Consider the following 24,437-nt stretch of genomic DNA (forward strand, 5'->3'; position numbering starts at 1 on the left):
TGTGGTAGCAGATTACACTGAAAGCCATGACCACCACACACACGGCCATCGAATGGACCGACAGAACCTGGAATCCGACCACCGGTTGCACCAAGGTCAGTCCAGGTTGTCGCTATTGCTACGCCGAGGCGCTCACCAGGCGATTTAAGAACCATTTCGCCCATGGCTTTCAATTTACCCTGCATCCGCAAAGGCTTCTGGAGCCCAAACAGTGGCGCATCCCCGGTCGCGTCTTTGTCAATTCGATGAGCGATTTGTTTCACGAACAGATGCCTCTGGAGTATTTAGAGCAGATCTTTCAGGTCATTGCCGAAACGCCGCAGCACGTCTATCAGGTGCTCACCAAGCGCCATGAACGGCTCACTCAGTTGGCGCCGCGGTTGCCGTGGCCTGAGAATCTGTGGATGGGGGTGTCCGTTGAAGATCAAAACTACGTCCATCGAATTGAGCATCTGAAGCAGGTACCGGCCAGGGTCCGCTTTCTTTCATGCGAGCCGCTTTTGGGTGCATTGCGGATGGACCTCGAAGGCATCGACTGGGTGATCGTCGGTGGAGAATCTGGTCCAAAGCACAGACCCATCGAGCCGCAGTGGGTGCGTGATATTCAGCAGCAAACCCACGACGCGGGCGCGGCTTTTTTCTTCAAGCAGTGGGGAGGCCACACGGCTAAAGCCGGTGGGCGGATGCTGGACGGCCGCGTATGGGACGAGATGCCGCCGGCTTGGGAGGAGCATTTGGCCTGGCTGCAGAACCACTCTGCCAACTTTAAGCGTCGTGCGTCACCGGCGGCTCGGGAAAAACAATGAAGAGATGGTTGGCCATCGTTCCTTTTCTACGGGTTCCAGTGGTCGCGCGCACTTGGATCTTGCCCTGGCGCTCCAGTTCAAGCAGTGCGGCTTTGTAGTTTTTGATCACGTAGGGTGTATCGACGTGGTGGCGCAGGAAGACCTGCTCCACGCTAAGGCTTTGGCCTGCGTAGCGTTGCAGCAGTTCGTCCGCCAGGGTATCCAGAGGGCGAGACATCTCAAAAAGAAGTTTCCGTTGCGGTGGAGCGGGGGCATATTCGAACGTCGGAACCCCCTGATGCGAATGGCTACTCTCACCGGCCATTATGTCTTTCATCAGGATGTAGCCGCGCTCGGCTTTGGAGACAAACACAATGTAGTGGCTGGTGCGGCCACCGGAGGCGTTTTTGAAGCGAAAGGGCAGCACGTACCTGCCGCCGGCTTTGAGCGCCTGACAGAGCGCCTCGACCACCGCGAGTTCCCGCTCCTGCGGGGGCAGGGCCGCCACCTGCTCGCGCAGAGTTTGCGCTCTGGGCGGGCCAAACAGGGCGTCCATGTGGGCCTTGACGGCGGGGTTAGCAAGTCCCATCGAGACCCGGTTGTAGTTGAAAAAGAAGATGCAGTCGCAGCCCCAGTCTTTGAGGACGGAGTTGATCAGCTCCAGGGACAGCCCCTTGTACCCCCACGGATCGACGAAGAATAGCGTCGGCACAAAGCTGATCTGCTTGAAGCGGCGGGCGATAGTTTCGCCCACTTCCTCGTTCCAGATTTCCGGGGCATAGCGCAGGATTTTGATGCCGGGAAGATCCTGAATCGCTTGCTGCAAGGTTTCGCAGGCATCGCCGTCTTTGTCGTTGAAAATCGTGACCAGCATCTGCCGCAGCCTGGGGTCGGCGACGGCCTGCCCCAAAACCTTCAGCGGTGTCGATGGGGCTCCATCTGCGTATTCACCGGGGCCGCAGAACAGATCGATATAGGCAATCCTGCCGCTGGATCGCTGCGGATACCTCCGCGCTGCGCTCATCATCACCTGTGCCCAGGCCCAAAAATACTTCGAGACGATCGCCGACTTGACCTGCGATTGCTCAGTGGACTCGTCGAAGAACGATGCATCGGTCACGGTCGCCCCTTCCTCCGAAAAGCATCCTATGTTCCCCTGTCCAGGATAAACGATGAACCGGCTGCCCTGGAAGCCGTCTGCCGGACTCCATCTGGCTCAGAGGGGCAGAAACCAAACGCGGTCGGCCATTTCCAGCGGCTCCATGGCCTTGGCAACAATCTCCAGATCGTTCACGCACTCGGCAATACTCGCCCGCATCGGATGCGCGTAGATTATACCGGGAAAGGAAGTTGCCGCTTCCTGCCGCCGTTGCGCCTCGACGAGCAAATCATCGTCCTGGGTGAAAAGTACCCGTCCCAGTTGGATAGCGCGATCGAGCACGGCAGAGTCCGAGGTTCCACCCCTACCGTCCTCGACCACTGTGAGCACATCCACGCCCCGGCGACGGAGTTCCCGCGCCACTGGTCCGGGGGCATTTTCATCGAAGTAGTAAGCAAGGCTCAGAAATCACCCTCGGCGGCCAGGGCTTCCTTGAGTTTGCGTAGCTTTTGGGTGACAGGATCCTCTTGCTGTTCGCTGCGCAGGCGATCGGCATACTCCGCATCGCGGCCAATCTCTGCGTCTATTACCTCTTTGTGGTCGTAATAGTAAGCCAGGGCCGAGAGGATTTGACCAAGAGTGAGATGGGGATAGGCATGCAACAGGGCCTCGGGTCCGTAAGCCCAGGCGGTATGATCAGCGGCCAGGTGCTTCACTTTGATCCGGGTGCCCTCGATGATGGCACGACCATTTCTATCAAGAACGATGTGTTCGTAAGTCGTCGTGTGTTTGTCATATGTGTCGATCGACACGGGCTCCAGCACGCGCTCTGGAAAATGATTACTCTTTATGTAAGAGTTGATCTGGTCCTGATGATCACTGTAGTAGCTTAACGCATCGAATACTTGAGCCAATGTCAGATGAGGTAGTCGGCTTGGAATAGTTTCAGCCGAGACGCCTTGGCGCCAGATTTCGACGATTGCGCGCACAGGTGTACGAGTTCCCTTGATAATTGGCTCACCGCTCAAGATATTCTCATCCGTGACGATGTAGACATGTTCAGTTTGACGCATCACTTTTTCTTCTCCACGATATATTCCATGGCAAAAGGATTCTCTACTTTCTTTAACGCATCCAGAATTTCCAGGCCAACAACCCGACCCAGACAGGCAATCGCCTCCTCCACGCCTTTGCGCAACTGATCGAGGGCGCGCGTTCCCCGCTGCCTGGCTTCCCGAGACCACTTTTCGAGCCGACACTCCTCGGGCTTCTCAGCCTCCACCCGCGACTGGTGACACAGCAACCACAGCAGGGCGAAGTCCGGGTAAACCCCGCCTTCCATCATCGATTCGAGATCGAATTCGACAAAAGCCTGGCGCGTCAGGCTGACATTGTTGCGCAGGATGCGTAGCTTCAAACCATTCGAGACAAAACCCCAAAGATACATGTTCGAGCGGTTGAGCAACTCCTGCACCAGACTGTGGGGGCTCATCTTCGCCGCTCCCGCCACCCCCGCAGTGCGCGTGTCGAGCCCCACCCCGCAACCGACCAGATGCATCGGCGTCTGCTGCCAAAAGTGCGAGATCGCGTAGCTTTTCTCGCCCACCTCCACGGCTTTGGCCGCTCCGACAAGCCGCCCGTAACCCAATTCGCCGAATAGCGGCAACAACCACCGCTCGCGGGTCAGCGTCGTCGCAGGCTCGTTGCCCAGGAGGGCGTCCTTTTTGGCCTTGAACGCACTCCAGAACCCCAGCAACCTCTGCCAGGACCGGCTCGCCGCTTCGCCCAGCTTCTCGCCCGGCGCCAGATAATAATCTTCGACCGGCCGCAGACCGCCCAGTTCCTTGTCCGCCTTGGCCACCCGTTCGAGCAGATCCGCAGGCAGAAGCGACCCCTCGGTACGGATCGTTGAAAAAACGGCTCTCGAACGGACCTGCACGGTGAGTCCTTCGATCAAAAATGCATTCTCACTATAGCGGCCCACCGCCCGGACGCCGTTGGACTTGATCGCGCACCCACGTTCTGAGTTCCCGCTCCGCCGCATTTTGCCCTAGCGCCTGGGCCAGTTGCACAAAACGCGCAAAATCGTCGGCAATCCGCAGGCCGGGCAAGGCGAGGCTTTGCTGGTGCTGCCGATAGGCAGTGCCGTCGAAGTGGTAAATTTCAAGTTTCTCGTCGCGGTACAGCCAGATTTCCGGCACCTTCAAAGCGGTATAAATCGCGAACTTGGGCCTGGAACTGCTGGCGATGTCTACCTCAATAATCAAGTCCGGAGGGGGGTCGCAGGTGAGATCGATTTCCCGGTTCTGCTGAGCGAGGGCACGGATAGCCGATTCATGCTGAATGTAATAGCACGAGTTCGGTTCCACACCGGCCAGGGGCTTGATTTTCCAGGTGGTGGAACCGAGGGCGTAAACCTCGAGTGCAAGTTCCTGGGTCAGCGCCAGTACGAACCTTTCGAGCAACCGGTTGATCCGTTCGTGCCTGGGCGAGGGGCTCATAATCTCAAGCGTTCCATCAAAGTAAGCCAACCGCGCGGAGCGATGATCCCCCATCTCCGCCAGCATCTGCTCAAAGGTGTTCCAAGAAATGTCGTGGAGGACGACCCGTTGGGTAGAATCCGTGGATGGAGTGGCAATCATGACGGTCTGCTACATCCGCGCATTGGGCAAGTAAAGATATAGTCCCAGGATATCAGGCGGCAACTGGAGCTCTATTTCGGTAGCGCACCTACGTGGGAAAAGTGGATCAGGTGGTTTTCCTGTTGCGGGAGAAGCCCGGCTTTGGGGAGCGGCGGGCGGGCATGGGCGCAAAGAGCGTCTGCAGTTGCTTGTTGATGAGCTTGAAGTTCGGCAGTTCGGGTGCGAAGAAGTTGCCGGCCCAGCTTCGCAGTTCCTGATGGTCGGGATCTTCGAGATCGCTCAGCGTTTCGAGTAGCTGCTCGTATCCGGGAGGGCCGCCGCAATCTTCCGGGGGACAGGCCCCTCTTCCCGCGGTGCACCGGGGGTAGTGGACCTTCGCCTGGGCGGACAGGCGGGCCTCCAGGACAAGTTCGTGCTGCCAGCTGTCGCCGAAGTCGTACTCGTAGATCATCGAAAATGCGTCGCCGGTGACCACGGCGTGCAGCGAAACGATGCACTCGTTCTCGGCGGGCGGGTCGTTGCCGAAGGCGGGGTCCATATAAAGCGTTGTACCGATCCGAAACGCATGCAGATGGCTGTTGTGCCAGCCCATGACCACCTGCAGAACGGTGTGCAGACCGCCGAGGGTGAGCGCGGAGGGTACCTGTAGGCGGCGCCAGACTGGAGGCTCTGTGTCCAGGAGGGTCACCAGAAATTGATAGACGGGCGCTTGTGCTTCCATGGTCGCTTTGCCTGGTATCGGCAGTCTAACCCACGCACCGCAATCGGGAGCAGCCCCGGATCAGTTGCTGAGCGTGGGCCAGGTTATCTGCAGCTTCTGTCGGATGCTGCCCAGTCAATAATCCTCATCACCCTGTTCTGCGAAGCCGTATCCTCGGTTCATCCAGTAGTGCCAGTCCTCCACCGCTTCTCTGGTCTTCTCATCCGGCGTGAAGGGTTCGAGCGAGCGCAGGGGAACAGGCAGTTCGTCCCCCTCCCAATCGATCAGCACGTAGATTTCTGCTTCGCACTTCTCCGAGTCGGCGAGGCCGATCACTTGGACTTCCCGTTTGGTGTCGCCCCCAGTCCTGGGTCGCCGATCGACGTACCAGGCGGAAAAAGGGAACTGCAAAGTGTTTTCCAGGTAGCAGTACCAGCCCATGGCCTGCTCTTCAGGGCCGTAGGCATCGACCACAATCTGCATGGTGATCCGGTGTTCGCGTTCTTCGTCGAGGGGGGTGTCGGGCATGGCGAAAATTCAACGCGGGTTTTGCTGTGAGTGTACACAGGCGGCGACCGAGCTTGGTGGCCCCCAGCGATTGGACCCGTTTTTTGAGAGCAGACCACCTTAGGGAGCATCAATCCTCCTCCGAACTTGTAAAATCCTCACGCTTCAAAGTCCGAAGGATGCAAGCGGAACCGGGCAAAGTCGCCTTCATGCAACGCTGTTGCAGAAGTTAAGGGATGAATTGGGCGGCGGTGATACGATTCGCCGTCTATTTTTCGGAGATCTAGAACCCATTGCACTCCAGCCAGGAGGAGCTGGTACAGTTGTCCGTCTCTATAACAAGGCCAACGACGTCACAATCACCTACTGCGTGGCTTACGATGTATTTCTGGCTGCCCGACTAGGACGAGTCACCGAATTTGACCCCGCCGAGCTCAAGTAAGGTTCTTGGGTGTTGTGAATTGATAAGTTCGTGGGAGAAAAGCCCGGGCTTTAAATTAGATAGTGACTCCTCTTTAGAGCTGGAGTGTCCCCAAATTCCAACTTTGTGACATGAGCCAGCTTTGGGCACCTTCCACGCTTTGCGGCAAGGTGTTCCGTTTGGGGAGCGCGATTTGCCATTTTGCTCTCAAGTCGTTCAAACATATTAACAGTTGAGCCCGTGGATTACCTAAGCGTTAATATGCATGAATCGCTGCAATGGCTTGCTCTGCCACTGTTGGAGTTCCCTCGATGCCGCTGACTTTGATCAAAGGCCAATACAAGATTGTTGGGGCCGCCCCCGACGGCGATTCGATCAAGTTCTATCCTGACAACCCCGATCTCTGGCGCCGACTGCCGACCCGTGTACGACCCAACCGCTCCGGTGGGGTGCAACTGCGGCTCGACGCGGTCGATACGCTCGAAACGCACTACCAGCCGCAGGTAAGCGGTGTGGGCGTGCAACACCAGCCTTTTGAATACGGTCGGGCCGCTGCTGACGAACTGCTGCGGTTTTTGGGCTTTGGCGATGTGACCCGCGGCCGCAACGAAGTCGTCAGCGCCGCCGAACCGGAGGCGGTGCGGGGCTCGATCCTCACTCGCTTTGCCGACAAGTACGGCCGCAGTGTGGCTTTTGCCTTTGCGGGGGATCTTGACGGGGAGGACGGCGGCGATGTGTTTATCGATGGGGAATTGCTGCGCACCAGTGCCAATCACCATCTGCTCTCGGTGGGCCTTGCCTACCCAACTTTCTACTCCAAGCTCTTTCCGGATCTGCGCACGGTACTGACCGAAGCCGCCGTCGGGGGGCGCGAGGCGGACAAGGGCCTGTGGCCGTCCGATGTCACCAATTCCGGCTTCGAAGTGGAAAGCATTGAGACCATCACCGACGACGCGGTGATCCTGCCCAAGTTGTTTCGCCGGTTGCTCGATTACCTTGAACTCAATGACGGCGACCCGTCGCTGGCGGGCTTCAAGACGTATCTGGAGTCGCGCGAAGACGAGGTGACGATTCTCTCGACGGGCCATTTTACCCACTTCGACACCGTCGTCGAAGTCGAGGGGCAGCGGCTGAAGCTGCTCGTTTCCCCCGAGGACCTGGTGTTCCGGGAGGGGTGAATTGTCGTTGTTTTTTTCAATCATTGCCCATAGGCTCAAGGACAGGCCCATTCCGAGGTTCTGTCGATGCCCAGAGGGTGTCTTCTCAGCGGCATGCTGATCTGGCTGCTGGCCAATGCCGGTGCTGCCCAGCTTCCTGCTCCGATGGAGCCCGATGCCCCGCCAAAATCGCTCCCTCAGACACCCCGCCGCCGCTCCCTGCCCAAACGGGCTTCCACCCCACCCAGGCAGGCCGAACCCGTCAAGAAACCCAACCTCCAACCGGCACCGGCAGACCCCCGCTACGAGGTTGCCCGGCGCTTTCTCGAACCGCTAGACCGGGGAGAATGGGCGCCCGCGCTGCTGAGCGCCGAATTTCGAGACGAAATCGACAACGAGTTTGAGGCCGGGCGCTCGGCACTTGTTTCGCCGGGCGCACTCGGTCGACTCAAATCCGGGCGGGCGATAGCGGATGCCCCATTCAACTACACGATCGAGCGGCGGGGAGCGGACGGCAAGGCATTGCCCAGCTTGCGCCTGCGCCTCATCAACGTGGTCGGTCAGTGGCAAATCGATGGCTTCGACCCACAAAGTATGACCCAGCCAAAGCGGCGACCATTCCGCCAGGATACTTTTTTGCCCACCAGCGAAGATCGGCTGTTCAACACGATGCGGCTATTGCGCCTTGCCCCCCTCGACCCGTCCCAGCAACAGGCCGCCCGCGGCGAAATCGTGCGGCTCTTCGAACAGCTTGACTCGCCCAATCGCCGCCACGAACAACTGATCGAGCTTTTTGGGCCACGCATGCGCGAGCGGTTGCGGACGGAAGCAGACTTGAACAAGTTGCTGCAACCCAACAACCTCGGACACCTGCGGGTGCTGGCAGGCGAGCCCGGTACCGCGATGATGCGCATCGAACTTGCCGCTCGCCAGGGGGCGCTCTATCTTGGAGCCGCGTTCGTCACGTTTGCCGGCGGCCGGATGACCATCGACGCCATGGACTACTACGGCCCCGGTGTGCTCGACCGGCAACCGCAGCCGCTCCAACCGCCCGCCGACCCGGAGCAGAATGGCAGAAGTCCGCCATGAATGTATGTCTGTACATGTGTCAATAAGAGTGTGGTCTGTGCTGAAATTAGCAACGGATCGTTGTTCTACAATTTGTAAAACCTTCTTTAAGCACGCCGCTTATCCAGCAACAAGAAGCTATATGTATACTGTTTCAACCCTTCTAGGCTGCCGGGCTTGAGATTCTCGATCGTGCCGCTTGCCGTATCCTTGCTAGCCGCCTGCACTTCTGTCGCACCGCCGCCCTCACCTTGCGAAGCGGGCCTGGTCGCCAGGAACGATTGTCTGGCACGCTCCAACCAGCAGGAGTACTCGCAGGATATCCAGGTCGGCTTGTTCGTGGATGGGACAGACTCGATGCGCGGTTACGTCACCCGCTCCGGAACGACCACGCGCTATCAAGAGTTGTTGCGTGCCCTCGAAGACGCCCTGCAGCAATTTCCCCAATCTTCAAGACAGGCCTACAAATTCGGCACCCGCGTCGAGGCGCTCCCCGAGCGCCGCTTGAACATCGTGGCGGGCAAAGATCCCGGTTTCTACGGCGGCGTCGGACTATACACCGAAATTGAAAGGGTGCTCAGCGACCGCTATATCCCGACAAAGCCCAATTATTTGGCTGTCATCGTCACCGATCTCTACCAGCGCGGCACCGACGTCACCAGTCTGGTGCGTCTATTAAAAACGCGCTACCTGGACAAGAACTGGGTCGTCGGCCTGGTGGGGATCGAGAGTTTGTTTGCGGGCAGAGTCTACGACCTCGATACCGCCGAAGCGAATCGGTCGATCAAGGCCAACCGGCCGGTGTACGCCCTGGTGATAGGCACCCAGGCCAACGTCGCCCATTACTTCGACGCTCTCAAGCGCGCCAACCGCACCCTCGAGCAAAGCGCCCAATTTGTCATCTTCTCGGGCCAACCACTCAAAGCCGGGGTGAATTTCTTCGCGGAAGCGCCGCTGCTCGATAGCCAAGACGACGGCGGTCTTATCAGCATGGGGCTGCTTGAGGATGGGCGGACTTTCTGGTTTCGCCAGCAGGGCCAGGCGGACAGGGCGACTTTTCGGGTGTGTCCGCGGCTGAGCCTGCTTCCTTACGCTGTCGGCCTGGACGGGCAGGGCGATTGGCAAAGCCGCGTCGCGGTCTTAGAGCCGGAATCGAGTCCCAAGACTGTGCCCTGGGTCGACGCGGTGCAGGTGCGCTCCGATCCGGCGGCTTGTTCTACCGAGCCGCAGAGCCCGCTGCCGACCGGCACGCCCCTGGGCCTGGCGATCAGCGTGAACACCAAGCTTCTGAGCAACGCCCAGGAGGGCGACTATTTTTTTGAGGTCAATCTGCGCCCAGCCCCGGGGCGTTATCCGTCCTGGTGGGACAGCTGGAACACCGAGGACGGCGTCGGCGAACCCAGCCGGACTTTGCACCTCAAGCAATTTTTGCGCAGCCTGCAGGCGGTCGCCTTGGGCGGCGCCCGGCGAGAGCTTTCCATCCCCTTTTACATCCGTAGGTGAGCCTTCCATGGGTAGATATGCAGGCTTAATCTGGACCATCGTCGGAGCAGTCGTCGCCTTTGTTCTGACGCAGTTGCTCTGGCCGGCGCTTATCGAAACCTCCATCCTGATTCGACCCGCCGGCCGGGTGACGCTGGCGAACTGGCTCGCGGATTTTCGCCAGTTGGGCACCATCGGGATTGGGGTCTGTTTCGTGCTTGGCTGTTTTTGGTGGGTGATGGGCGAATTTGTCTGGAAGGTGGTCAGCGGCGGGATCGTCGCCCTCTGGTACATTTTGGCTTTCCTGGGCTTGGCGGCAGTTACTGTACCTGCCATCTTCAACTTGCCTGCGGCCCAAAGCCAGTACATTGCTTACGGTGCCTATTTTCTGAACTTCATCGCCGCCTTCTACGTGCCGACGCTCGTCGGCTCGCCGGATACGGTGGCCCTCGTTCCACTCGGCGGTCCACTGTTGCGCAAATAATCTGAGGCAGGCAAATCTGTGAGTTACTACATTATTGGCATCGGCGGAACGGGGGCCAAGTGCGTGGAGGCACTGGTGCACCTGACGGCCGCTGTGGCACTGGACCAACCCATTCATGTCCTGCTGGTCGATCCGGATAAGGCCAACGGCAGCGTCGGTCAAACCCAACAGACGATTGGCAAATACGTCGAAGCCAGTCGGCTCTTGCGGGGATCCGATGCAGGCAGCCCTTTTCTGCAGACGCAGTGGGTGCCCGCCGAGCCGTTGGTCTGGTCGCCCTTCGCCAATACCCAGCAACCGGTCCTGCGCGATCTGTTTCAGTACGAATTTCTTAGCCAGCAGCATCCGGTGGCGGCGGGGCTGATGGAGGTACTCTACAGCGAACAGGAAATGAACGCTTCGCTCGATAAAGGCTTTTTGGGCAGGCCCTCGATCGGCGCGGCGGTCTTTGCAGACTCGGTGGACCTGCTGGGTTCTTCGCCCTGGCAGCGCTTTTTTGGTGAGCAGATCCGCAACGACAACGACGCGCGCATCTTTCTGGTGGGATCGGTCTTCGGGGGCACGGGGGCGGCCGGACTGCCCACCCTGGCCCGGCTGCTCGCGGACGCTCTTCAAGATCGCCGCCAACAATTTCGGCTGGGAGGCGCGCTCCTGCTGCCGTACTTTTCGTTTCCCCCCGGCAAAGATCCAGCCCAGTTGCAGGCGAAGGCCGGAGAATTCCTGCTGCGCTCCCAGGCGGCTCTGGGCTACTACCAGGACCGACTCAAAGAAGCCGACCGATCTATCTTCGATTCGGTCTATCTGCTCGGTAATGACAGCCAGCCGTCCGTGGGATTCCACAGCCTGGGATCCACCGAGCAGCGCAATCCTCCACACTTTTTGGAGATCTACGCGGCGGCCGCTGCGCTGCATTTTTTCAAAGATGCAGCGCAGCGGCAGACAAGAACCTACATGACCGCCCGCCTGAACACCAAAGTCATCGGCTGGGACAGTCTGCCCGAGGGTGCAGCCCTGCGGGAGCCGCTCGCCAATTTATTGCGCTTCGCCCTTGCCTATTCTTCGAAGTTCTTTTATGGACAGCTTCAAAATCAGTTTCTCAACGAGCGCGGCGGCCCGCTCAAGTGGACGAAATGGTACAAAGCTTTCTTTCCCAAAGGACAGTCCCAGCAGAGCGAGGAGGACTCCCAGTGCATTTTCTCGTACCGTGAGCGCCTGATGAACTGGCTACAGACCATTCAGCAGCCGCAGGAAGGCATAAAAGTTCACCTGCTGAGCACAGACCACTTCAAAGTACTCGACACGGACGGACCCAACCGGACGCCGGACGATGTGTCCAAAGTGCTCGACCGCTACAAGCCCCAGTCGGGTTCCACCGAGTCCGGCCTGCGCCAGTTTGTCCACGCCCTCTACAACGAATGCCGCCAACGCCCATAACCGGGGGATTCATCGATGCAGACCGATGGTAAGCAAGATGCCGTTCCGATGCTGCCGGAACTAGATAGCACCGTCAACAAAGTGCCCACAGTGGCAGCGACCCAATGGACCCCGCATAACGGTGTGCTCCTCTCCGATGTCGGCGTCAGCATCAAAGTGCCCAAACTGCCCGCCGGCGAGCGCTCGATCGACTCGATTCCGGATATTTGGGCGCGGCCATTGCTGTTCGAAAAAGCGCTGTTCGACAAGAAGCATCCTCTGCACGAGCGGGTGCGCGACGAATGGCGGGGACTGCTGGCCCTGTGCGCCCTCTGGGAAGTGCGCAGTCTGCCTTTTGAGGCGAAACTCCTGGAAATCCCGGTGACCCAACCCGAGCGGGCTTCGGCATTCTTGCGGGCTGCGGCGCGACTTTGCCCGCACAGGGTTTTGTCGGAAGACACCCCCTGGAACAAGCTTTATGTCCTTTACTACAACAATCGGCCCGTCGGCATGACCTCTCCGACCACGCTCGTCTGCACGGCGGCGGACAGTCGGGGGCGTTTCGACGGGCGGGTGAACTGGGCTGACGAGGGCGGCTTGACAAATCCGGCCGCATTTTTGACCGGCCAAGAAAGATCTGCGCTCGCCCACTGGCTGCAAAACCTGATGAGCGCTCTCAACGGTCACCCCGGCATCGACAGCGTGCAGGCGGGCGACCGGTTCAATCGGCTCACGGGTTTGCTGGTGGAGTACATCGGCGATCTCGGCCCGGCTGTCGCCCACGATGCCAGCAATCGCCCCCTGGGTCTTGATATCGGAATTTACTCCTACCTCAACAGTCCCATCAAGGCCCGCGAAGTCAAATTGGAGGACTCCGCCGCCAGATTGGTTCCCAGCGACGGCTTCGAGCCCGCCGTGCAATTGCTCGTCGTCGATCCGTCTATCGCCGATTGCTGGCGCGTCCGCCCCGCCCAGGTGCCCTTATTTGGCCGCGAGACTCTGGCCAGCCTCGACTTTGCCGCTTTGCAGCAGGTGCGCAAGGAAGACAAAGAGAAAGTACGACGCCTCGGCCAGGAGACACTTCGAGATGCCGAGTGGCGCACGGCTGCGATGCTTTTTTCCAAACGCCTGTTGCTCATCAGCTCGACGGAGCCGTTCGAAGCGATTCGAGAGGTGGAGGGGCAGCGCAACCTCACCTACGACGGGCGGAGCGTCGTGCCGATTCTGCCCATTGCCGGCGAGCTACTGGACTACTTGAGCGCCGAGGATCTCCAACGGCGAATCAGCTTTCTGCCGGAGAAAAATGGTGCTATCACCATCGAGTTGCGTCTGCCGCTAGCCGGAGTGGACGGCCGACTTCGAGATCTTCTTCTGCGATATACCTATACAAGTGACACCATTGAACGTCGCTCCAACGTTCCACTTTTGGAGGTTTGGCCCAACTTCCGTGCCGAGTTGTGGCAACTTTACTACACCTACTGCGACTCGGCACTGCGCAGCCCGCAAGATTTATTTATGGCTCAGCCCTACAGCAGGACCGAGAATACTCCCAAAATTCCCACCCAAATTATTCAGCGCAGCGAGAGCGACAGGAGGGAGATTACCCGACTGACATCCCCTCCCACAGCTTTTATCTGCCGCGCCTATCTGCCGGATGTCAGAGACGAGCAGGAAGTAGGGGTTCTTTTGCTAAAAGAGCTGGAGTTTAGAGAATGCAATGAAGCTGTGTGGTCCATCGGAATTGACTTTGGTACCTCTTCCACCCATGTCTACGTCCAACCGACAAGCGGAGCGGAGCCTCAACCACTCGAATGGTCGGCCCAGTTGCTGCACGTTACGCCTTCACTGAAGGATGATCGCGACCGGCTGACGACATTTTTCCTACGGGATATTCAACCGGAAATACCATTTCCTACGCTGTTTCGTCCCGAAAGCGGCGCCACAGGGACGTGGCCCTTTCAGCAAGGCAATATTCGCTACTTCAATGAAGGGATAGTAACGCTCAACTTGAACAAAAACGGTATTGCCTCTGGATTTAAATGGTCCGAAGACCAGAGCCTGATCTCCGGTTTTCTCAAGCAGCTGGCCGCCCAATGCGCAGCCATGGCCGTCGAAAAAGGCGCTGCCGCCATTCGCTGGCACATTTCTTATCCCACTGCCTTCTCAGGCTTTTCACAAGCCAGTCTGCGAAATACCTGGGAGGAAATTACCGAGATGCTCAGCATTCCTTCATTAAGTTTGAGGTACCAGACAGAAAGCGAAGCGGCTGCCCGTTACTTTCAGTATAAGGAGGGAGTCTCTCTAGCGAGGACAGTCTGTATTGACATTGGCGGTGGCACCTCTGATATTTCTGTCTGGAGCAATACGGCGCTGTTGCAACAATCCTCCGTCAAGTTTGCCGGTGAGAATATTTTTCTGGATCTGCTCAAGGTCAATCCTGAGGTTCTGAGTGCCTTCGGAGCGAGTTGGGTCACAGGGCTTGCTGAAGCCCTGAAGGGAAGTTTTTATGCGGAGGCGGGTTCTCTCATCAGATCAGATGGCATACAACTGACCAAGCGTTTGCCGAACTTGCTGGCTGCTGCCAAACCCAGTGATTCTCTTTACCAGTTCATCCACCTCATCACGTTAGGTTTGGCGGGCTTAGTCTTCTACGCAGGTCTGATGCTCAAACGCCTGCGCCAGGAAGAAAAATGGGGCGCAAACGAGTTGCCTTACGTATGTATAGGCGGCAATGGAGCCCGTGCATTTCACTGGTTGAGCCTGGGACGCGTGTTCGACAGGTCGGCCAGGCAAAATGAATTGTTCAGTAATGCTCTTAAAGCAGCTTCAGGCATCGGCAGCTCCAGCAAACTGGATTTGCGCATTAGTGGCTCACCAAAGGCAGAGGTGGCCTACGGCCTGCTGAAATCCGAGCGCGCACTCAAAAAAGAAGAAGAAGCGATCGTCGAGCTTGCCGGCGAAGATTTTCTGAACGAAGCAGGTGAAATCATAAGCTGGAGTACACATCTGGAGCCGGAGATGCTTGTCAAGGGTGTCAGGGCTCCGGCTGATTTTGCGCACTTGCGCAAGTTTGTTGAAGTTTACAATGCCTACGCTGCCACCAAGGAGAGCCTGGCTTGCAGGATCGATTATGCCAAGGCGGCACCATTGATTCGCGATCTTGTGCAAGATGAACTGAATGAATATAAGCTTCAAGATCCAAGCAGTGTTGTGATCAAGCCACTGTTTATCAGTGCGTTAAAAGCACTGCTCAAGGTGGAAGTCGGTAACTGGTTGAGAGGTCGCTGATGAACAGGAGCAGATGGCGAAAGTCCCTAATAATCGTCCGTGGCGGTCTGCTGACCATGGCGATGTTCGTGAGCTACGAGCGGTGGTCTTGGGCACAGATATCCCCAGCAGCCACTTCTAGGACCGATTGGTCCTGGTTGATTTTCCTGGCCCTCGGTATCAATGCAATTTTACTACTTGGACTTGTTTTTATCGGGTTACAGCTTCAGTCACTAGGTCGCACAGTAAATCGCAAAAGTAGTGAAATTCAGCCATTGCGCAAGCAAGTACTACAGCTGGTCACCCAATTGAATATGCAGCAACAGGAAATAAATAGCGGCGGCCAAAAAGTACAGCAACTGGAGAGCGCGGTTCAGAAGGTGCAGGAGCAGGTTGAAATACTGCGCAATCCGGCTGGAAGAGATCCTTATCGAGGAGTTGTAGCTGCACCTCGACAAAATCGGCCCACCCGAAGTTCGCCGTTTGACAGTCAGTCCAGAGCGCAGGTAGAACCCGCCCTGAACCCTTCTGCAATAGAAGAGCATATAAATTTCTATAATCGAGTCCTGAAACTTGGCAATAACACCTTGATCAAAGAGCAAATCCGCAGCCAGTGGACTTCGATGCGTCCGATGTCGATGGACATGGAGACCTATCGGGTTCGCAGGAAAGTGCACCTCAATCCGAACAACGGGGGAGTGTTCTACGGTCTTTCAGAAGATGAAACTCTCTACGAAGTTTTCTTGGATCCTGGATTTTCTGTGGAGCACGAGGCGGTAGAGGCCGCCTTCGAGATTGAAGGCAGTGGTAACTACATTGGCAGCATCGTTGAGCCGGCGCTATTCGTTGCTGACGGCTCTAGTGAACGGTTAAAACTCCACAAAAAAGGGAAACTGGTCGCGACATGAATATCAAGAGTGTCCGAAGTTTTCTCGAACATGGAGCTGTTGTCTGGTGTGCAACGGATAGCGGACTGAGCCGTTTTGAAGATCAGCAATTCATCCGCGAGGAGAAGTTTCCTGCGGCAAGCGCCAAATGCCTCGCTCTACTGGACCAGTCCGATAAACCCTGGTGCGGCACGTCCGCGGGCCTTGCCTATTGGCACTTCGGAGCATGGCACGTCGTACCTGAATTGGCAAAACGCGACGTACGCAGCCTGGCTTTCGCACAAGCGGAGCATGTCGTTTGGTGCGGCACCAACCGTGGGCTTGCGGAGCGTCGCAGCGGCAAATGGCGTTTTCCAGAGTCGGATACTCTTCCTGATTTATGCATCAACTGTCTGCTGTATGAAGGCGCCGAGGTGGACCCGATCCTGTGGTGCGGTTCCGAACAGGGGCTTGCCACTTTCGATGGACGAAGCTTTCAGCTAATCATTCCGGAAAAGAATATTACCAGCCTCGCCCGCGATCCGAGAGGCACCCTGTGTTGCGGCACAGACAAGGGGCTATTGTACCAGACGATTGACAGTCATACCTGGCAGTCGGTGGATTGGTCGGAGCGGGTTCAGTGCCTGCTGGTCGATCGAGCCGGTCGGCTCTGGTGCGGAACGGAGAAAGCTTTGCGCCACTTCGATGGGCAGCACTGGCAGGTTTTGCACGAGGATCGCTTTGCTACGGGAGTGCCGTGTCTTTTGGAAGATCGGCACGGCCAAATCTGGTGCGGCACTTCCAAAGATCTGGTGGTCCTGCGCCCTCAGGGGAGTCTCTACGTTCCGGTTGCTCTGGAGGAGGCACTCGCTCCGCCCGTGCCCGCGCCACCCCAGCCGGTTTCCGTCGAGCCGCTCACTGAAACACCCAATACCCAGGCACCCAAAGGCCCGACACCTGTCCGTCCGCCGCAGGTCAATGCAAATCACAAGCGAGAGACTGTCGTCTCGATTGAGCAACCGCCTCCCGGAGCGTCGCAACCCTCCTCTGACCCTCCGCCCCCAAAAGAACCACAATCACAACCGCCTCGACGGCCACCTCCTGAGTGGCGAACGACAAAAAAGGAGCCGTCCAGATCGTTTGCATTTTCTTTGCCCAGCGGCGAGCAGCTGAACTGGCTTGTCGTCGCGGCCATGCTTCTGGCGGTTTTCGTTGCAGGGAACTGGCTGGAAGCCAATAACGCTTCGCAGACGACCACCGCGAAGCCAACCGGCGTTCTCGCCAATCCCAAGACTTCCAGACCCTCCATCCCGCAGCCGGGCATCGTGGCGCTGTCGCCGGTTGAGACGGTGCAACAGTTCTATAGCACAGCCTCCATGGAAGGCTATCTGAGGGAGTCTCTAACGACACAGCGCCTACGCAGTACGATCGCAGCCCGACCGGAGATTGTCATGAGCCGGGGCAACTTCCTAGGGATTGATCCTGGCAGCATCCGGCAGAACGAAGGCGCGGGGCACAAGGAGGTACAGTTCGTCCTGCAGGTACGCGCCCGTCCACCCATAGGCAGCGATGTCCGATTTGAATCTTCCAATGGCCGCTGGCTGGTGCCGACCTCCATGCGTCTTGTCTCCTCCGGGGGACGGTGGCAGATAGACCGGGTGCGCTACTCGGCGGTAAAGCAGTGCCGGCCAGGCAGGACCACCACGTTCTACTTCTCGGACACCGAGCTTTTCCGGGCAGGCCGCCCGATCCCCGGGCGGCAATTGCCTAATCCCTGCAAACCGCAATCAGGCACGTCCCGCCCGACGCAGTACTGACGAAGCCAGCAACCGACATCACAATCACTCCCCTGGAGGAATCACGATGGAAGCGCTCAGAAAAATGGGTTTCAGTGTTTCCGAGGTTGGACGGCAACTGCTCATTGTGTTCGTTCGGTTTTCGATGTCCATCATTTTTTTAGGTATCATACTCGGTGCCTATGGGTGGTGCTTTTACTGGATTCAAGAATGGTTTAACGTCATTTACCTGCGCAGCCTGGGACTATTTTTCTTGCAGCTTGATACAAAAATTGTCACCGTTGCAATGGCGGCCTTCCAGGGTTCCTACACGTTTCCTGCCGGTCTGACGGTGCCGCTGGCTCCGATAGTTGTGGCCGTCGGGCTGGTCGGTATCGTCGGTCCGTTCAAACAGCCTCATAAATTATTTTTGCAACTGTATGCGGTCAACTTGGGAGGGGCGGCTTTTCTGGCAGTTGCGGCAATAGTGATTCGTCTATTTCAGCCAACGCCTTTACCCCAAGCATGGGTGGCTTATGGCTATCTGGCTCTGGTGGCCGTGGTACTGTTTGGCTGCCTGATTATCTTGCCTGTCGAGCTTTTTCGCAAAACCTACAGATGGCAAGGCGACGGAATTACAGCCTTCTGGGGAGGTCTTGGCTCATTTTTCAATTTTACGGATACAAAGAAAACAGCTACTAACACGCAACTGGAACATCGGATTGGCAGCCCTGATCCGTATGACATAAAAATCGGCAAATTACTTTTGCATCAACTGCAAGTCGATGGCATTTTGTTGACTGGTGTGGCAATCCCCTACAAAAAAGACAGCATTCGGTACGACAATATCTTGCTCTGTGATCGTGGAATTTTTGTGATCGAAGGCAAGAACTACACAGGCACGATCCGAGGCGATACCAATAGCTCCTGGCAAACACACACCGGCAGCCCGATTAAATCTAGCCGCGGCGAAAACCCATTGCAGCAATGTGATAAGCAGGTCATGGCACTCAAAAATTTCTTCGCGGAGTATGCAGTATTCGTAAACGGTGCTGTAGTCTTCCCTAGCCGTGCCAGCTTTGCCCTGGACCATGTCCAGATCAACACTTTTCCCTACAGCACCGCCGTACCGGTTTTCAATGAAAGTGCGCTCGTCGATGCCATCAACAAGCACCGCCCACCCATTGGGAAGTCCGTGCCGCCGCAGACGGTGTTGCGGCAGATGGCCGATCGCATTATGAAAGTTTGAGTGATTGCGCCAAACTGAACAATCCAAGCAGCGTCTCAACAGTAGGACTTGCGACAGAACTGCCGGTATCCTATAACGCAGGTGTCTTCCCCCCAGGTTTACCGGCATGCACAACCCCATTGGAATGTATCAAATCGGTCTTGCACTAGCGGCAACGCTTGCCCTCCCGGCTGCGATAGCGGCCCAGATAGCACCAGCAAGAGCGTCCTGGCTTGACCAACCGCTCACCAATTGGAACAAGCCGGAGGGATCCGTCCCCAGAGCGCCGAAGCCCGAGGGCGACTCCCCCACCGTCGGCCGCTGCGCAGAGCAGGTGCGCGTACCGGCAAGCGCGGAGGATCGGGCGGTGGTGGGAGCCGGTTGGAAGCTGTTTGGTCCGTTGCAAATTTTCTCGGGCACATCGCTTTCGACGGCTGCCGCGAGCGTCGACGGCATGTGCCGGCCCATGCAGTACCAGGCGTTCGTGTTCGTGGGCGGCCAATTTGCCGGCACCCTCTCGCCAGTACCGATGAATTCGCGGACCGACGGTGCGTCGCAGAGCATCTATCTCACCAACCCAGCCTTTTTGAATGTCTCCTTTTCGCGCTACGCCGAGCAGGACGCGCTGTGCTGCCCATCGAGGACCAGCCTGGTGGGCTACAAAATCGAGCGCCGGGGCAAGCAGTCGCTCCTGGTGCCCGCTAGCGTCTCGACCAACGCCAACAGTGCAGGGCAATCGCCATGACCACAGCCGCCGGAAAAATGACCCTGGAGCAATTTCTCGCCTTCGACGACGGGACGGACACCCGCTACGAACTGGTCGATGGAGAACTCGTCGCCATGCCCCCGGAAACCGACAGCAACAATGTGATCTCCATCTACTTGCTTGCTCAACTGCTCCGGTTTGTTCCCCTGCGGCTTGTGCGCCACAAAGATACGGAAATCGTGGTGACCGGAAGTCGTCCGCGCGTGCGGATACCGGATGTGCTGGTGTTGAGTGAGGAATTGTTTGCAGCCATCGGCGGCGGACGGGCGACGATCACCGCAGAAATGCCGTCTCCGGTACTGGCGATCGAAGTCGTCTCTCCCGGCAAAGCCAGCGAAGATCGGGACTACCGCTACAAGCGCTCGGAGTACGCAGCCAGGGGAATTACCGAATACTGGATAGTCGATCCTGGCCGGGAGCGGGTCACGGTATTGAGTTTGGTGGATGGGCTATACGAAGAGAGAGCCTTCGTCGGCGAGGAGACCATTGCGTTCGATATCCTCCCGCAACTGGCTCTGACAGCACAGCAAATATTCGAAGCCGGGCGGGTATAGCTACAGTCTGGAGCGCACTTCACTGTTGGCGAAACAAATAATTGCAGCGCTTCAAGATGCGCAGCACTTCACCAAGTTCCTGACTGGAGGGGCTTACCAGCGTAAATTTGCGTGAGAGGGCATACCTGGGAACCGGTTGCTTTGTAAGCTTTGCAAACAAGAAATCTTCGCCGTTGCTTATTAATGCAAACGCAACGGGCTCCGGTCCGCTCAACATATAAAACAGCGTCTGCGGTAAAGCGAGGGTAACGTTGAAGCGCGCACTTTTAGACTCGATAATCAGTACCCACAACTTCTTCCAAAGCAGCAGCACGTCGATGCGGCCTTTATACAATACCCCTTCATCTTCAGCTTCGATGGCCAGGGAGGTCTCCACCTCGGTCTCCAAACGAAAGGGATGCCGATAAAAACCAGCCATATCCAGCAGCGGCGAAAGCACGACCATCTTGACGGCATTCTCAGAGATAAAGCGGCTGGCAGTCAATTCCCGATAGTTCAAACGCACGCGCTCCAGCCATATGCTTTCCGGCTCGCTCAGGGACGGAAGTTCATCCTGCCACTCGCGGAAAAATGCTTCCTCTTCCGTCTGCTCCAAGCGGAACTGTTCAAAAAGATCATCAAGACTGAGGTCTTTTGCCTGAATGGTCGAAGCCATCTGCCGGTCGAAGCGCTTCTTAGATAGTAGCGTGGGAGCGTTTTCAAGGAGCGCCAGGAATCTTCTCGACGCGGGCAAAACCGACCAGGTGCATCTCGCCGGGGACGACTTCGAATTTGAGGATGCGCGCAATGATGCCCTGGGTAGCCAGTTGATCGAGATCGACGATTTGATTGAGGCCGCCTAAGAAGACATCGGCCAGTTCGGGCGGAACGGGCACCTCGTTGAGGGTGAAGACGGGATTGACCAACCGCAGGCGCACGCCTTCATCGACGGCCAGGCCCGCGCGAAAGGAGACCAGCAGCGTTTCGGTGCGATTCTCGATTTTGACTACCGACTGTAAGATTACCTGGTTATTGCCCACCAGGGTGATGCGCGGCTGGGTGAAGGTGGCCACCTCGGGCTGGCCGGAACCGCCGATCGAACCGGGTAACTCGACGCGGATCGACGCGAGCGTCTTGAGAATGTCCGGCGAATTGAGCGCCCGGTTAAAGTCGGCCTCGCTCAATTCGACGTTGACCGCCGCCTGCAGCGGCCGGCGCAACTTCGGAACTTTGCCCAGCGAATCGAGGTCGACCGAGATGCCGTCGGTCTCAAGATCGAGGCGGGCGATGCGCAAGTCCGCCGATTTGGCCGTGAGGCCCCGCCCGGCCACCCGCAGGCGATCAACATCCCCCCAGGCGAGCTTGAAGTTGGGGATCGCCTCCAGGCGCACCTCCAGCCGGTCCGCCGTCGTGAGTTGCGAGCGGATGAGATCGCGCACGACCCCATCGACGTAGAAACCGGCTACCCCCGTCAGCGTGGTCAAAAAGGCGAGCACGCTGAGGACGATTTCCACTACGCCATGCCCTGGACAAGCACGCCCGCTGCGGTCTGACGGGGCAGGGCGCTCACCGTATCGAGGGCGGCACAGTAGACGATATCGTCGAGCAGGCCGAGCTTGAGCAGGCGCTGGCCGTGGCTCGCCCTTTCGAGCAATTCGATCAAATCGCCTTCCCAGGTGTCAAACAGTGCCGCCGCCGCCACCGCCTCGTCGTTGGCGGCCCCGCCCAACTGCTCGACGAGTGCCCCGGCGCACACGGTGTCCTCCAGAGAAAAGTTTCCCTGCCAACCGGAGCCCACGACCCAGACGGTTTCAAAAGCCTGGCTGCGGATATAGCGGGCGACAAAGCCGACGTTGACCAGGGCGGCGGTGAGCACCACCGGTGCGTGGCGGATGCGCTCCAGGGTGCGGGTACCGTTGGTGGTGCTCATGAAGATGCGCTTGCCGGCCACCCGCTCGCTGGTGCAGTAGAGCGGCGAGTTGCCGAAGTCGAAACCTTCGACTTGCTTGCCGCCGCGCTCGCCGCCGCGCAGAATGTCTTCGCGGGGATAGCCCGCCGCCGCGGCACCCAGCGCTTCGAGGTCGGCGTAGACCTGTACGGCCGTCGCCCCGTTGGCGAGGGCGGTGGCGATGGTGGAGGTGGCGCGCAGCACGTCGACGGCGACGGCGCAGTCGGGCGTTCCCTCGGGGACCAGTTCAGGTGTGTGGAAAACGGAAACTTGCATAAGCAAATTATCGGGTATCCCCGGCACTGCCGCCGAAGTTGGCGGCCACCCGGCAGCAGATGCGTCCGGCCAGCCACTCGCCCGGATCGACCGCGACGGCGTGGGCGTAGATTCCCCAGTGCAGGTGCGGGCCGCTCGCCCGGCCGGTGCTGCCCACTTTGGCGATCGGTTGGCCCGCCTTGACTGTTTCTCCTTGCCGCACCAGAATGCGCGACAGGTGAATGTAGATGCTCGTTACCCCCTGGCCGTGGTCGAGCACGACGGTGTTGCCGTGCAGGCGAAAACCGCGCTGGGTGGTGCCCACCAGGGCCACGCGGCCCGCGGCCGGGGCGATCACCCCGGCACCGGCGGGAGCGGCAAAATCAAGACCGCGGTGGTAGTAGCCCGCGGCCCAGACGCCGTTGTAGGTGCGCCGCAGACCAAAGCCGCTCGAGATCCGGCCGCCGCTCGGGCGGCGAAAGGAAGGCTGCCACAGCTGCACAGGACTCACCGTGCGCAAAGCGGCGCCGATGGCCGCTTCTTCGGTCGGGGTGGCCTCCAGGGCGGCGCGGTCCCTGGGCAGGCGCAAGCGCTGCACGGCGAAGCTGCGGGGGTAGATGGTCAGCGGCACCGTCGTGCGGGTCTCTTGGTCGGCGGTCACCTCCAGTGGATACTCGCCGGGTTTGAGCAGGGCCGAGAGCGGCACCAGGACCCGCCAGCGCCCTTTGTCGATTTCGAAGCTCGGGTAGTCGCGCTCGCCAAAGCGCACACTCACGGGCACCTTCGTGAGCACCTGCACCGTACTGCCGGGGACGGGCCGCTCAGGCAACAGGCGTCCGTCCGCCACAGCCGACCACTCGCTGGTCTCGGCTGTGGCGGGTCCAGCCGTCAGCGCCCATAGCCCGACGGCCACGGCCGTCCCAGCAAGCCCGCGGCGCATCAGTTGCCTACTTTCAAAATCTGCTGCCGGTCGTTTTGCACCACGACGACCTGATCTTCAGCGATGGTCTGGATAAACCAGCCGGCTACGGTATCGCCCTCCGAAACCGCCAGGGTCGAAGCCGGATCGCCCGAACGAATCAGGGCGATGCGCCGCTCACCGGAAAGGGCCGTGCCCATCAGTTGCAGAGGTGTCATCGGATCGGCTGCGGCAGCTACGAGCGACCCGGACGGCACAGCCGGCTCGACGCGCAGCGCAGCAAGATTCGGCTCACCCGCCGCGGGAGCGGCGGCGATTGCGGGTCCGCCTATGGCGGCGGGCGTTTCGACGAAAACAGACGGGGCTGTGGGCGGCGCCGGTTCGACCGGCGGGGCCACCGGAGCGGGCGGCAGCTCGGTGAGTGCCGGCCGGGGATCAAAGGCGGCGATGCGGGTGGCCAGGGCCGCGGGGGGCAGCAAGCGGCGCATCAGAGCGGGCGGCGGCAGGACGCGGGTAGTAGCGTCCGCGCGGGCGGTCGCCGGCGCCATGGGCACCGCGGCGGGTATCGCGAACGGATCCGAGGCGGGAGCGTCGGCCACCGGCAGCACGGCCGGGGGCGGGGCGAACGGGTCGCTGCGACCCCCTCGGCTCAGCACCGCAGCCACGATCGTGGCGGGGTCGGTAGTCGGGATGAGCACCTCCGGTCGCGGCGCAATCGGTTCGATCGCAGGCAACGCCTCGGCTTGCTCTACCGGTTGGCTCTCGGTGGCGGGCAACAGCAGCGCCATCACCCCGGCGCCGGTGCCCATGCCCCCGGCCGCGGTGGCCAAAAGCACGCTCAGGCGCAATCCCCAAATGGTCGCGGGCCGTCTGCCGGGCAGATTCGGACGATAGGGCTGTCTGTGGTCCGGACAGGCGGCGGGAGCGGCCTGCCGCGTCAGACACGCCTCCATCGGCACGTGGCGCTGGCGGCGGGAATAGGTACCGGGCGATTGAACATCCATGGGGGCGGCGTCTCTTCTGTTCGCACGTAGCATAGCGCATTGGCCATCGGCGATAAAGCCGCCTACCCCGGCGCCGCGGGCGGCGGTGCAGTCTATTAGGGATGGGCGCCGCCGCCGA

General features: G+C 59.0%; 24 protein-coding genes and 1 pseudogene. 12 read left to right on the forward strand and 13 right to left on the reverse strand.

Features of this window, described 5'->3' with window-relative positions:
- The first annotated feature begins 26 nt into the window (after positions 1-26).
- Entirely contained in the window at positions 27-806 is a 780-nt protein-coding gene (locus GLL_RS15240; protein ID WP_011142947.1) for a DUF5131 family protein, read from the forward strand.
- Here GLL_RS15240 and GLL_RS15245 read toward each other — a convergent pair.
- The 8 genes and pseudogenes from GLL_RS15245 to GLL_RS15275 all read right to left on the reverse strand — a co-directional run bounded on the left by GLL_RS15245 (position 766) and on the right by GLL_RS15275 (position 5,754).
- Positions 766-1,905, reverse strand: a complete 1,140-nt coding sequence (locus GLL_RS15245) for a three-Cys-motif partner protein TcmP (RefSeq protein WP_011142948.1) — start codon at positions 1,903-1,905, stop codon at positions 766-768. The two genes, GLL_RS15240 and GLL_RS15245, sit on opposite strands and share 41 nt — an antisense overlap.
- Positions 1,906-2,001: 96 nt before the next feature.
- Entirely contained in the window at positions 2,002-2,349 is a 348-nt protein-coding gene (locus GLL_RS15250; RefSeq protein ID WP_164929709.1) for a DUF5615 family PIN-like protein, read from the reverse strand.
- Positions 2,346-2,708 carry a DUF433 domain-containing protein gene (locus tag GLL_RS23765; RefSeq protein ID WP_407919997.1) on the reverse strand — a complete coding sequence of 121 codons (363 nt, stop codon included), beginning with the start codon at positions 2,706-2,708 and terminating at the stop codon, positions 2,346-2,348. The genes GLL_RS15250 and GLL_RS23765 overlap by 4 nt, the downstream gene beginning before the upstream one ends.
- Positions 2,694-2,960: pseudogene (locus GLL_RS23770) on the reverse strand (DUF433 domain-containing protein); the annotation flags it as partial. The gene GLL_RS23765 and the pseudogene GLL_RS23770, both read right to left, overlap by 15 nt.
- A complete protein-coding gene (locus GLL_RS15260; RefSeq protein ID WP_011142951.1) occupies positions 2,957-3,823 on the reverse strand; it encodes a hypothetical protein in 867 nt (288 codons plus the stop codon). The gene GLL_RS15260 and the pseudogene GLL_RS23770, both read right to left, overlap by 4 nt.
- A 31-nt stretch (positions 3,824-3,854) precedes the next feature.
- Positions 3,855-4,526: a Uma2 family endonuclease gene (locus GLL_RS15265; RefSeq protein WP_011142952.1), complete on the reverse strand. Its 672-nt coding sequence runs from the start codon at positions 4,524-4,526 to the stop codon at positions 3,855-3,857.
- 106 nt (positions 4,527-4,632) lie between these two features.
- A complete protein-coding gene (locus GLL_RS15270) occupies positions 4,633-5,247 on the reverse strand; it encodes a plasmid pRiA4b ORF-3 family protein (RefSeq protein WP_011142953.1) in 615 nt (204 codons plus the stop codon).
- A 114-nt stretch (positions 5,248-5,361) separates the two neighbouring features.
- The gene (locus GLL_RS15275) at positions 5,362-5,754 is read right to left on the reverse strand and encodes a calcium-binding protein (protein ID WP_011142954.1); all 393 of its coding nucleotides are present in this window, start codon (positions 5,752-5,754) and stop codon (positions 5,362-5,364) included.
- A gap of 711 nt (positions 5,755-6,465) precedes the next feature.
- On the opposite strand from GLL_RS15275, the gene GLL_RS15285 reads away from it, so the two are divergent.
- From GLL_RS15285 to GLL_RS15335, 11 genes are all read left to right on the forward strand, one after another.
- Complete coding sequence (locus GLL_RS15285) at positions 6,466-7,332, forward strand: nuclease (protein ID WP_164929150.1); 867 nt, start codon at positions 6,466-6,468, stop codon at positions 7,330-7,332.
- Between the two features lie 93 nt (positions 7,333-7,425).
- Positions 7,426-8,400 (forward strand): hypothetical protein, encoded by a 975-nt coding sequence (locus GLL_RS15290; RefSeq protein ID WP_164929151.1) that lies wholly within the window; start codon positions 7,426-7,428, stop codon positions 8,398-8,400.
- A gap of 156 nt (positions 8,401-8,556) precedes the next feature.
- A complete protein-coding gene (locus tag GLL_RS15295) occupies positions 8,557-9,882 on the forward strand; it encodes a hypothetical protein (RefSeq protein ID WP_164929152.1) in 1,326 nt (441 codons plus the stop codon).
- A gap of 7 nt (positions 9,883-9,889) precedes the next feature.
- The gene (locus GLL_RS15300; RefSeq protein ID WP_011142958.1) at positions 9,890-10,345 is read left to right on the forward strand and encodes a hypothetical protein; all 456 of its coding nucleotides are present in this window, start codon (positions 9,890-9,892) and stop codon (positions 10,343-10,345) included.
- 18 nt (positions 10,346-10,363) lie between these two features.
- Positions 10,364-11,779: a hypothetical protein gene (locus GLL_RS15305; protein ID WP_011142959.1), complete on the forward strand. Its 1,416-nt coding sequence runs from the start codon at positions 10,364-10,366 to the stop codon at positions 11,777-11,779.
- Between the two features lie 15 nt (positions 11,780-11,794).
- Positions 11,795-15,046 carry a hypothetical protein gene (locus tag GLL_RS15310; protein WP_011142960.1) on the forward strand — a complete coding sequence of 1,084 codons (3,252 nt, stop codon included), beginning with the start codon at positions 11,795-11,797 and terminating at the stop codon, positions 15,044-15,046.
- 56 nt (positions 15,047-15,102) lie between these two features.
- On the forward strand, positions 15,103-15,933 hold the full coding sequence (locus GLL_RS15315) for a DUF948 domain-containing protein (RefSeq protein WP_164929153.1): 831 nt from the start codon (positions 15,103-15,105) through the stop codon (positions 15,931-15,933).
- Complete coding sequence (locus GLL_RS15320) at positions 15,930-17,708, forward strand: two-component regulator propeller domain-containing protein (RefSeq protein ID WP_011142962.1); 1,779 nt, start codon at positions 15,930-15,932, stop codon at positions 17,706-17,708. Before GLL_RS15315 ends, GLL_RS15320 begins: the two co-directional genes overlap by 4 nt.
- 46 nt (positions 17,709-17,754) lie before the next feature.
- Positions 17,755-18,915, forward strand: coding sequence for a nuclease-related domain-containing protein (locus tag GLL_RS15325; protein ID WP_011142963.1), 1,161 nt, complete (start codon positions 17,755-17,757; stop codon positions 18,913-18,915).
- Positions 18,916-19,021: 106 nt separating this feature from the next.
- Positions 19,022-19,639 (forward strand): LppP/LprE family lipoprotein, encoded by a 618-nt coding sequence (locus GLL_RS15330; protein ID WP_011142964.1) that lies wholly within the window; start codon positions 19,022-19,024, stop codon positions 19,637-19,639.
- Positions 19,636-20,214: a Uma2 family endonuclease gene (locus tag GLL_RS15335; protein ID WP_011142965.1), complete on the forward strand. Its 579-nt coding sequence runs from the start codon at positions 19,636-19,638 to the stop codon at positions 20,212-20,214. Before GLL_RS15330 ends, GLL_RS15335 begins: the two co-directional genes overlap by 4 nt.
- A 19-nt stretch (positions 20,215-20,233) precedes the next feature.
- On the opposite strand, the gene GLL_RS15340 is transcribed toward GLL_RS15335, so the two are convergent.
- Genes GLL_RS15340 through GLL_RS15360 form a run of 5 tightly spaced genes read right to left on the reverse strand, consistent with a single transcriptional unit; the run spans position 20,234 to position 24,319 of the window.
- Positions 20,234-20,869 (reverse strand): hypothetical protein, encoded by a 636-nt coding sequence (locus GLL_RS15340; protein ID WP_011142966.1) that lies wholly within the window; start codon positions 20,867-20,869, stop codon positions 20,234-20,236.
- 43 nt (positions 20,870-20,912) lie between these two features.
- On the reverse strand, positions 20,913-21,707 hold the full coding sequence (locus GLL_RS15345; RefSeq protein ID WP_011142967.1) for an LmeA family phospholipid-binding protein: 795 nt from the start codon (positions 21,705-21,707) through the stop codon (positions 20,913-20,915).
- Positions 21,707-22,417, reverse strand: coding sequence for a 2-phosphosulfolactate phosphatase family protein (locus tag GLL_RS15350; RefSeq protein ID WP_011142968.1), 711 nt, complete (start codon positions 22,415-22,417; stop codon positions 21,707-21,709). The genes GLL_RS15345 and GLL_RS15350 overlap by 1 nt, the downstream gene beginning before the upstream one ends.
- Positions 22,418-22,424: 7 nt before the next feature.
- Positions 22,425-23,336, reverse strand: coding sequence for a M23 family metallopeptidase (locus GLL_RS15355; protein ID WP_011142969.1), 912 nt, complete (start codon positions 23,334-23,336; stop codon positions 22,425-22,427).
- On the reverse strand, positions 23,336-24,319 hold the full coding sequence (locus GLL_RS15360; protein WP_164929154.1) for a hypothetical protein: 984 nt from the start codon (positions 24,317-24,319) through the stop codon (positions 23,336-23,338). The genes GLL_RS15355 and GLL_RS15360 overlap by 1 nt, the downstream gene beginning before the upstream one ends.
- Between the last annotated feature and the right edge of the window lie 118 nt (positions 24,320-24,437).

It is taken from the genome of Gloeobacter violaceus PCC 7421 (assembly GCF_000011385.1).
Lineage (GTDB): Bacteria > Cyanobacteriota > Cyanobacteriia > Gloeobacterales > Gloeobacteraceae > Gloeobacter > Gloeobacter violaceus.

Coding starts and splice junctions, on each gene's coding strand:
- GLL_RS15335 (WP_011142965.1), top strand. CDS start 19,636: ATGACCACAGCCGCCGGAAAAATGACCCTGGAGCAATTTCTCGCCTTC.
- GLL_RS15350 (WP_011142968.1), bottom strand. CDS start 22,417: ATGCAAGTTTCCGTTTTCCACACACCTGAACTGGTCCCCGAGGGAACG.
- GLL_RS15355 (WP_011142969.1), bottom strand. CDS start 23,336: ATGCGCCGCGGGCTTGCTGGGACGGCCGTGGCCGTCGGGCTATGGGCG.
- GLL_RS15325 (WP_011142963.1), top strand. CDS start 17,755: ATGGAAGCGCTCAGAAAAATGGGTTTCAGTGTTTCCGAGGTTGGACGG.
- GLL_RS15290 (WP_164929151.1), top strand. CDS start 7,426: ATGCTGATCTGGCTGCTGGCCAATGCCGGTGCTGCCCAGCTTCCTGCT.
- GLL_RS15265 (WP_011142952.1), bottom strand. CDS start 4,526: ATGATTGCCACTCCATCCACGGATTCTACCCAACGGGTCGTCCTCCAC.
- GLL_RS15360 (WP_164929154.1), bottom strand. CDS start 24,319: ATGGATGTTCAATCGCCCGGTACCTATTCCCGCCGCCAGCGCCACGTG.
- GLL_RS15270 (WP_011142953.1), bottom strand. CDS start 5,247: ATGGAAGCACAAGCGCCCGTCTATCAATTTCTGGTGACCCTCCTGGAC.
- GLL_RS15285 (WP_164929150.1), top strand. CDS start 6,466: ATGCCGCTGACTTTGATCAAAGGCCAATACAAGATTGTTGGGGCCGCC.
- GLL_RS15310 (WP_011142960.1), top strand. CDS start 11,795: ATGCAGACCGATGGTAAGCAAGATGCCGTTCCGATGCTGCCGGAACTA.
- GLL_RS15240 (WP_011142947.1), top strand. CDS start 27: ATGACCACCACACACACGGCCATCGAATGGACCGACAGAACCTGGAAT.
- GLL_RS15340 (WP_011142966.1), bottom strand. CDS start 20,869: ATGGCTTCGACCATTCAGGCAAAAGACCTCAGTCTTGATGATCTTTTT.
- GLL_RS15320 (WP_011142962.1), top strand. CDS start 15,930: ATGAATATCAAGAGTGTCCGAAGTTTTCTCGAACATGGAGCTGTTGTC.
- GLL_RS15330 (WP_011142964.1), top strand. CDS start 19,022: ATGCACAACCCCATTGGAATGTATCAAATCGGTCTTGCACTAGCGGCA.
- GLL_RS15300 (WP_011142958.1), top strand. CDS start 9,890: ATGGGTAGATATGCAGGCTTAATCTGGACCATCGTCGGAGCAGTCGTC.
- GLL_RS15315 (WP_164929153.1), top strand. CDS start 15,103: ATGGCGATGTTCGTGAGCTACGAGCGGTGGTCTTGGGCACAGATATCC.
- GLL_RS15275 (WP_011142954.1), bottom strand. CDS start 5,754: ATGCCCGACACCCCCCTCGACGAAGAACGCGAACACCGGATCACCATG.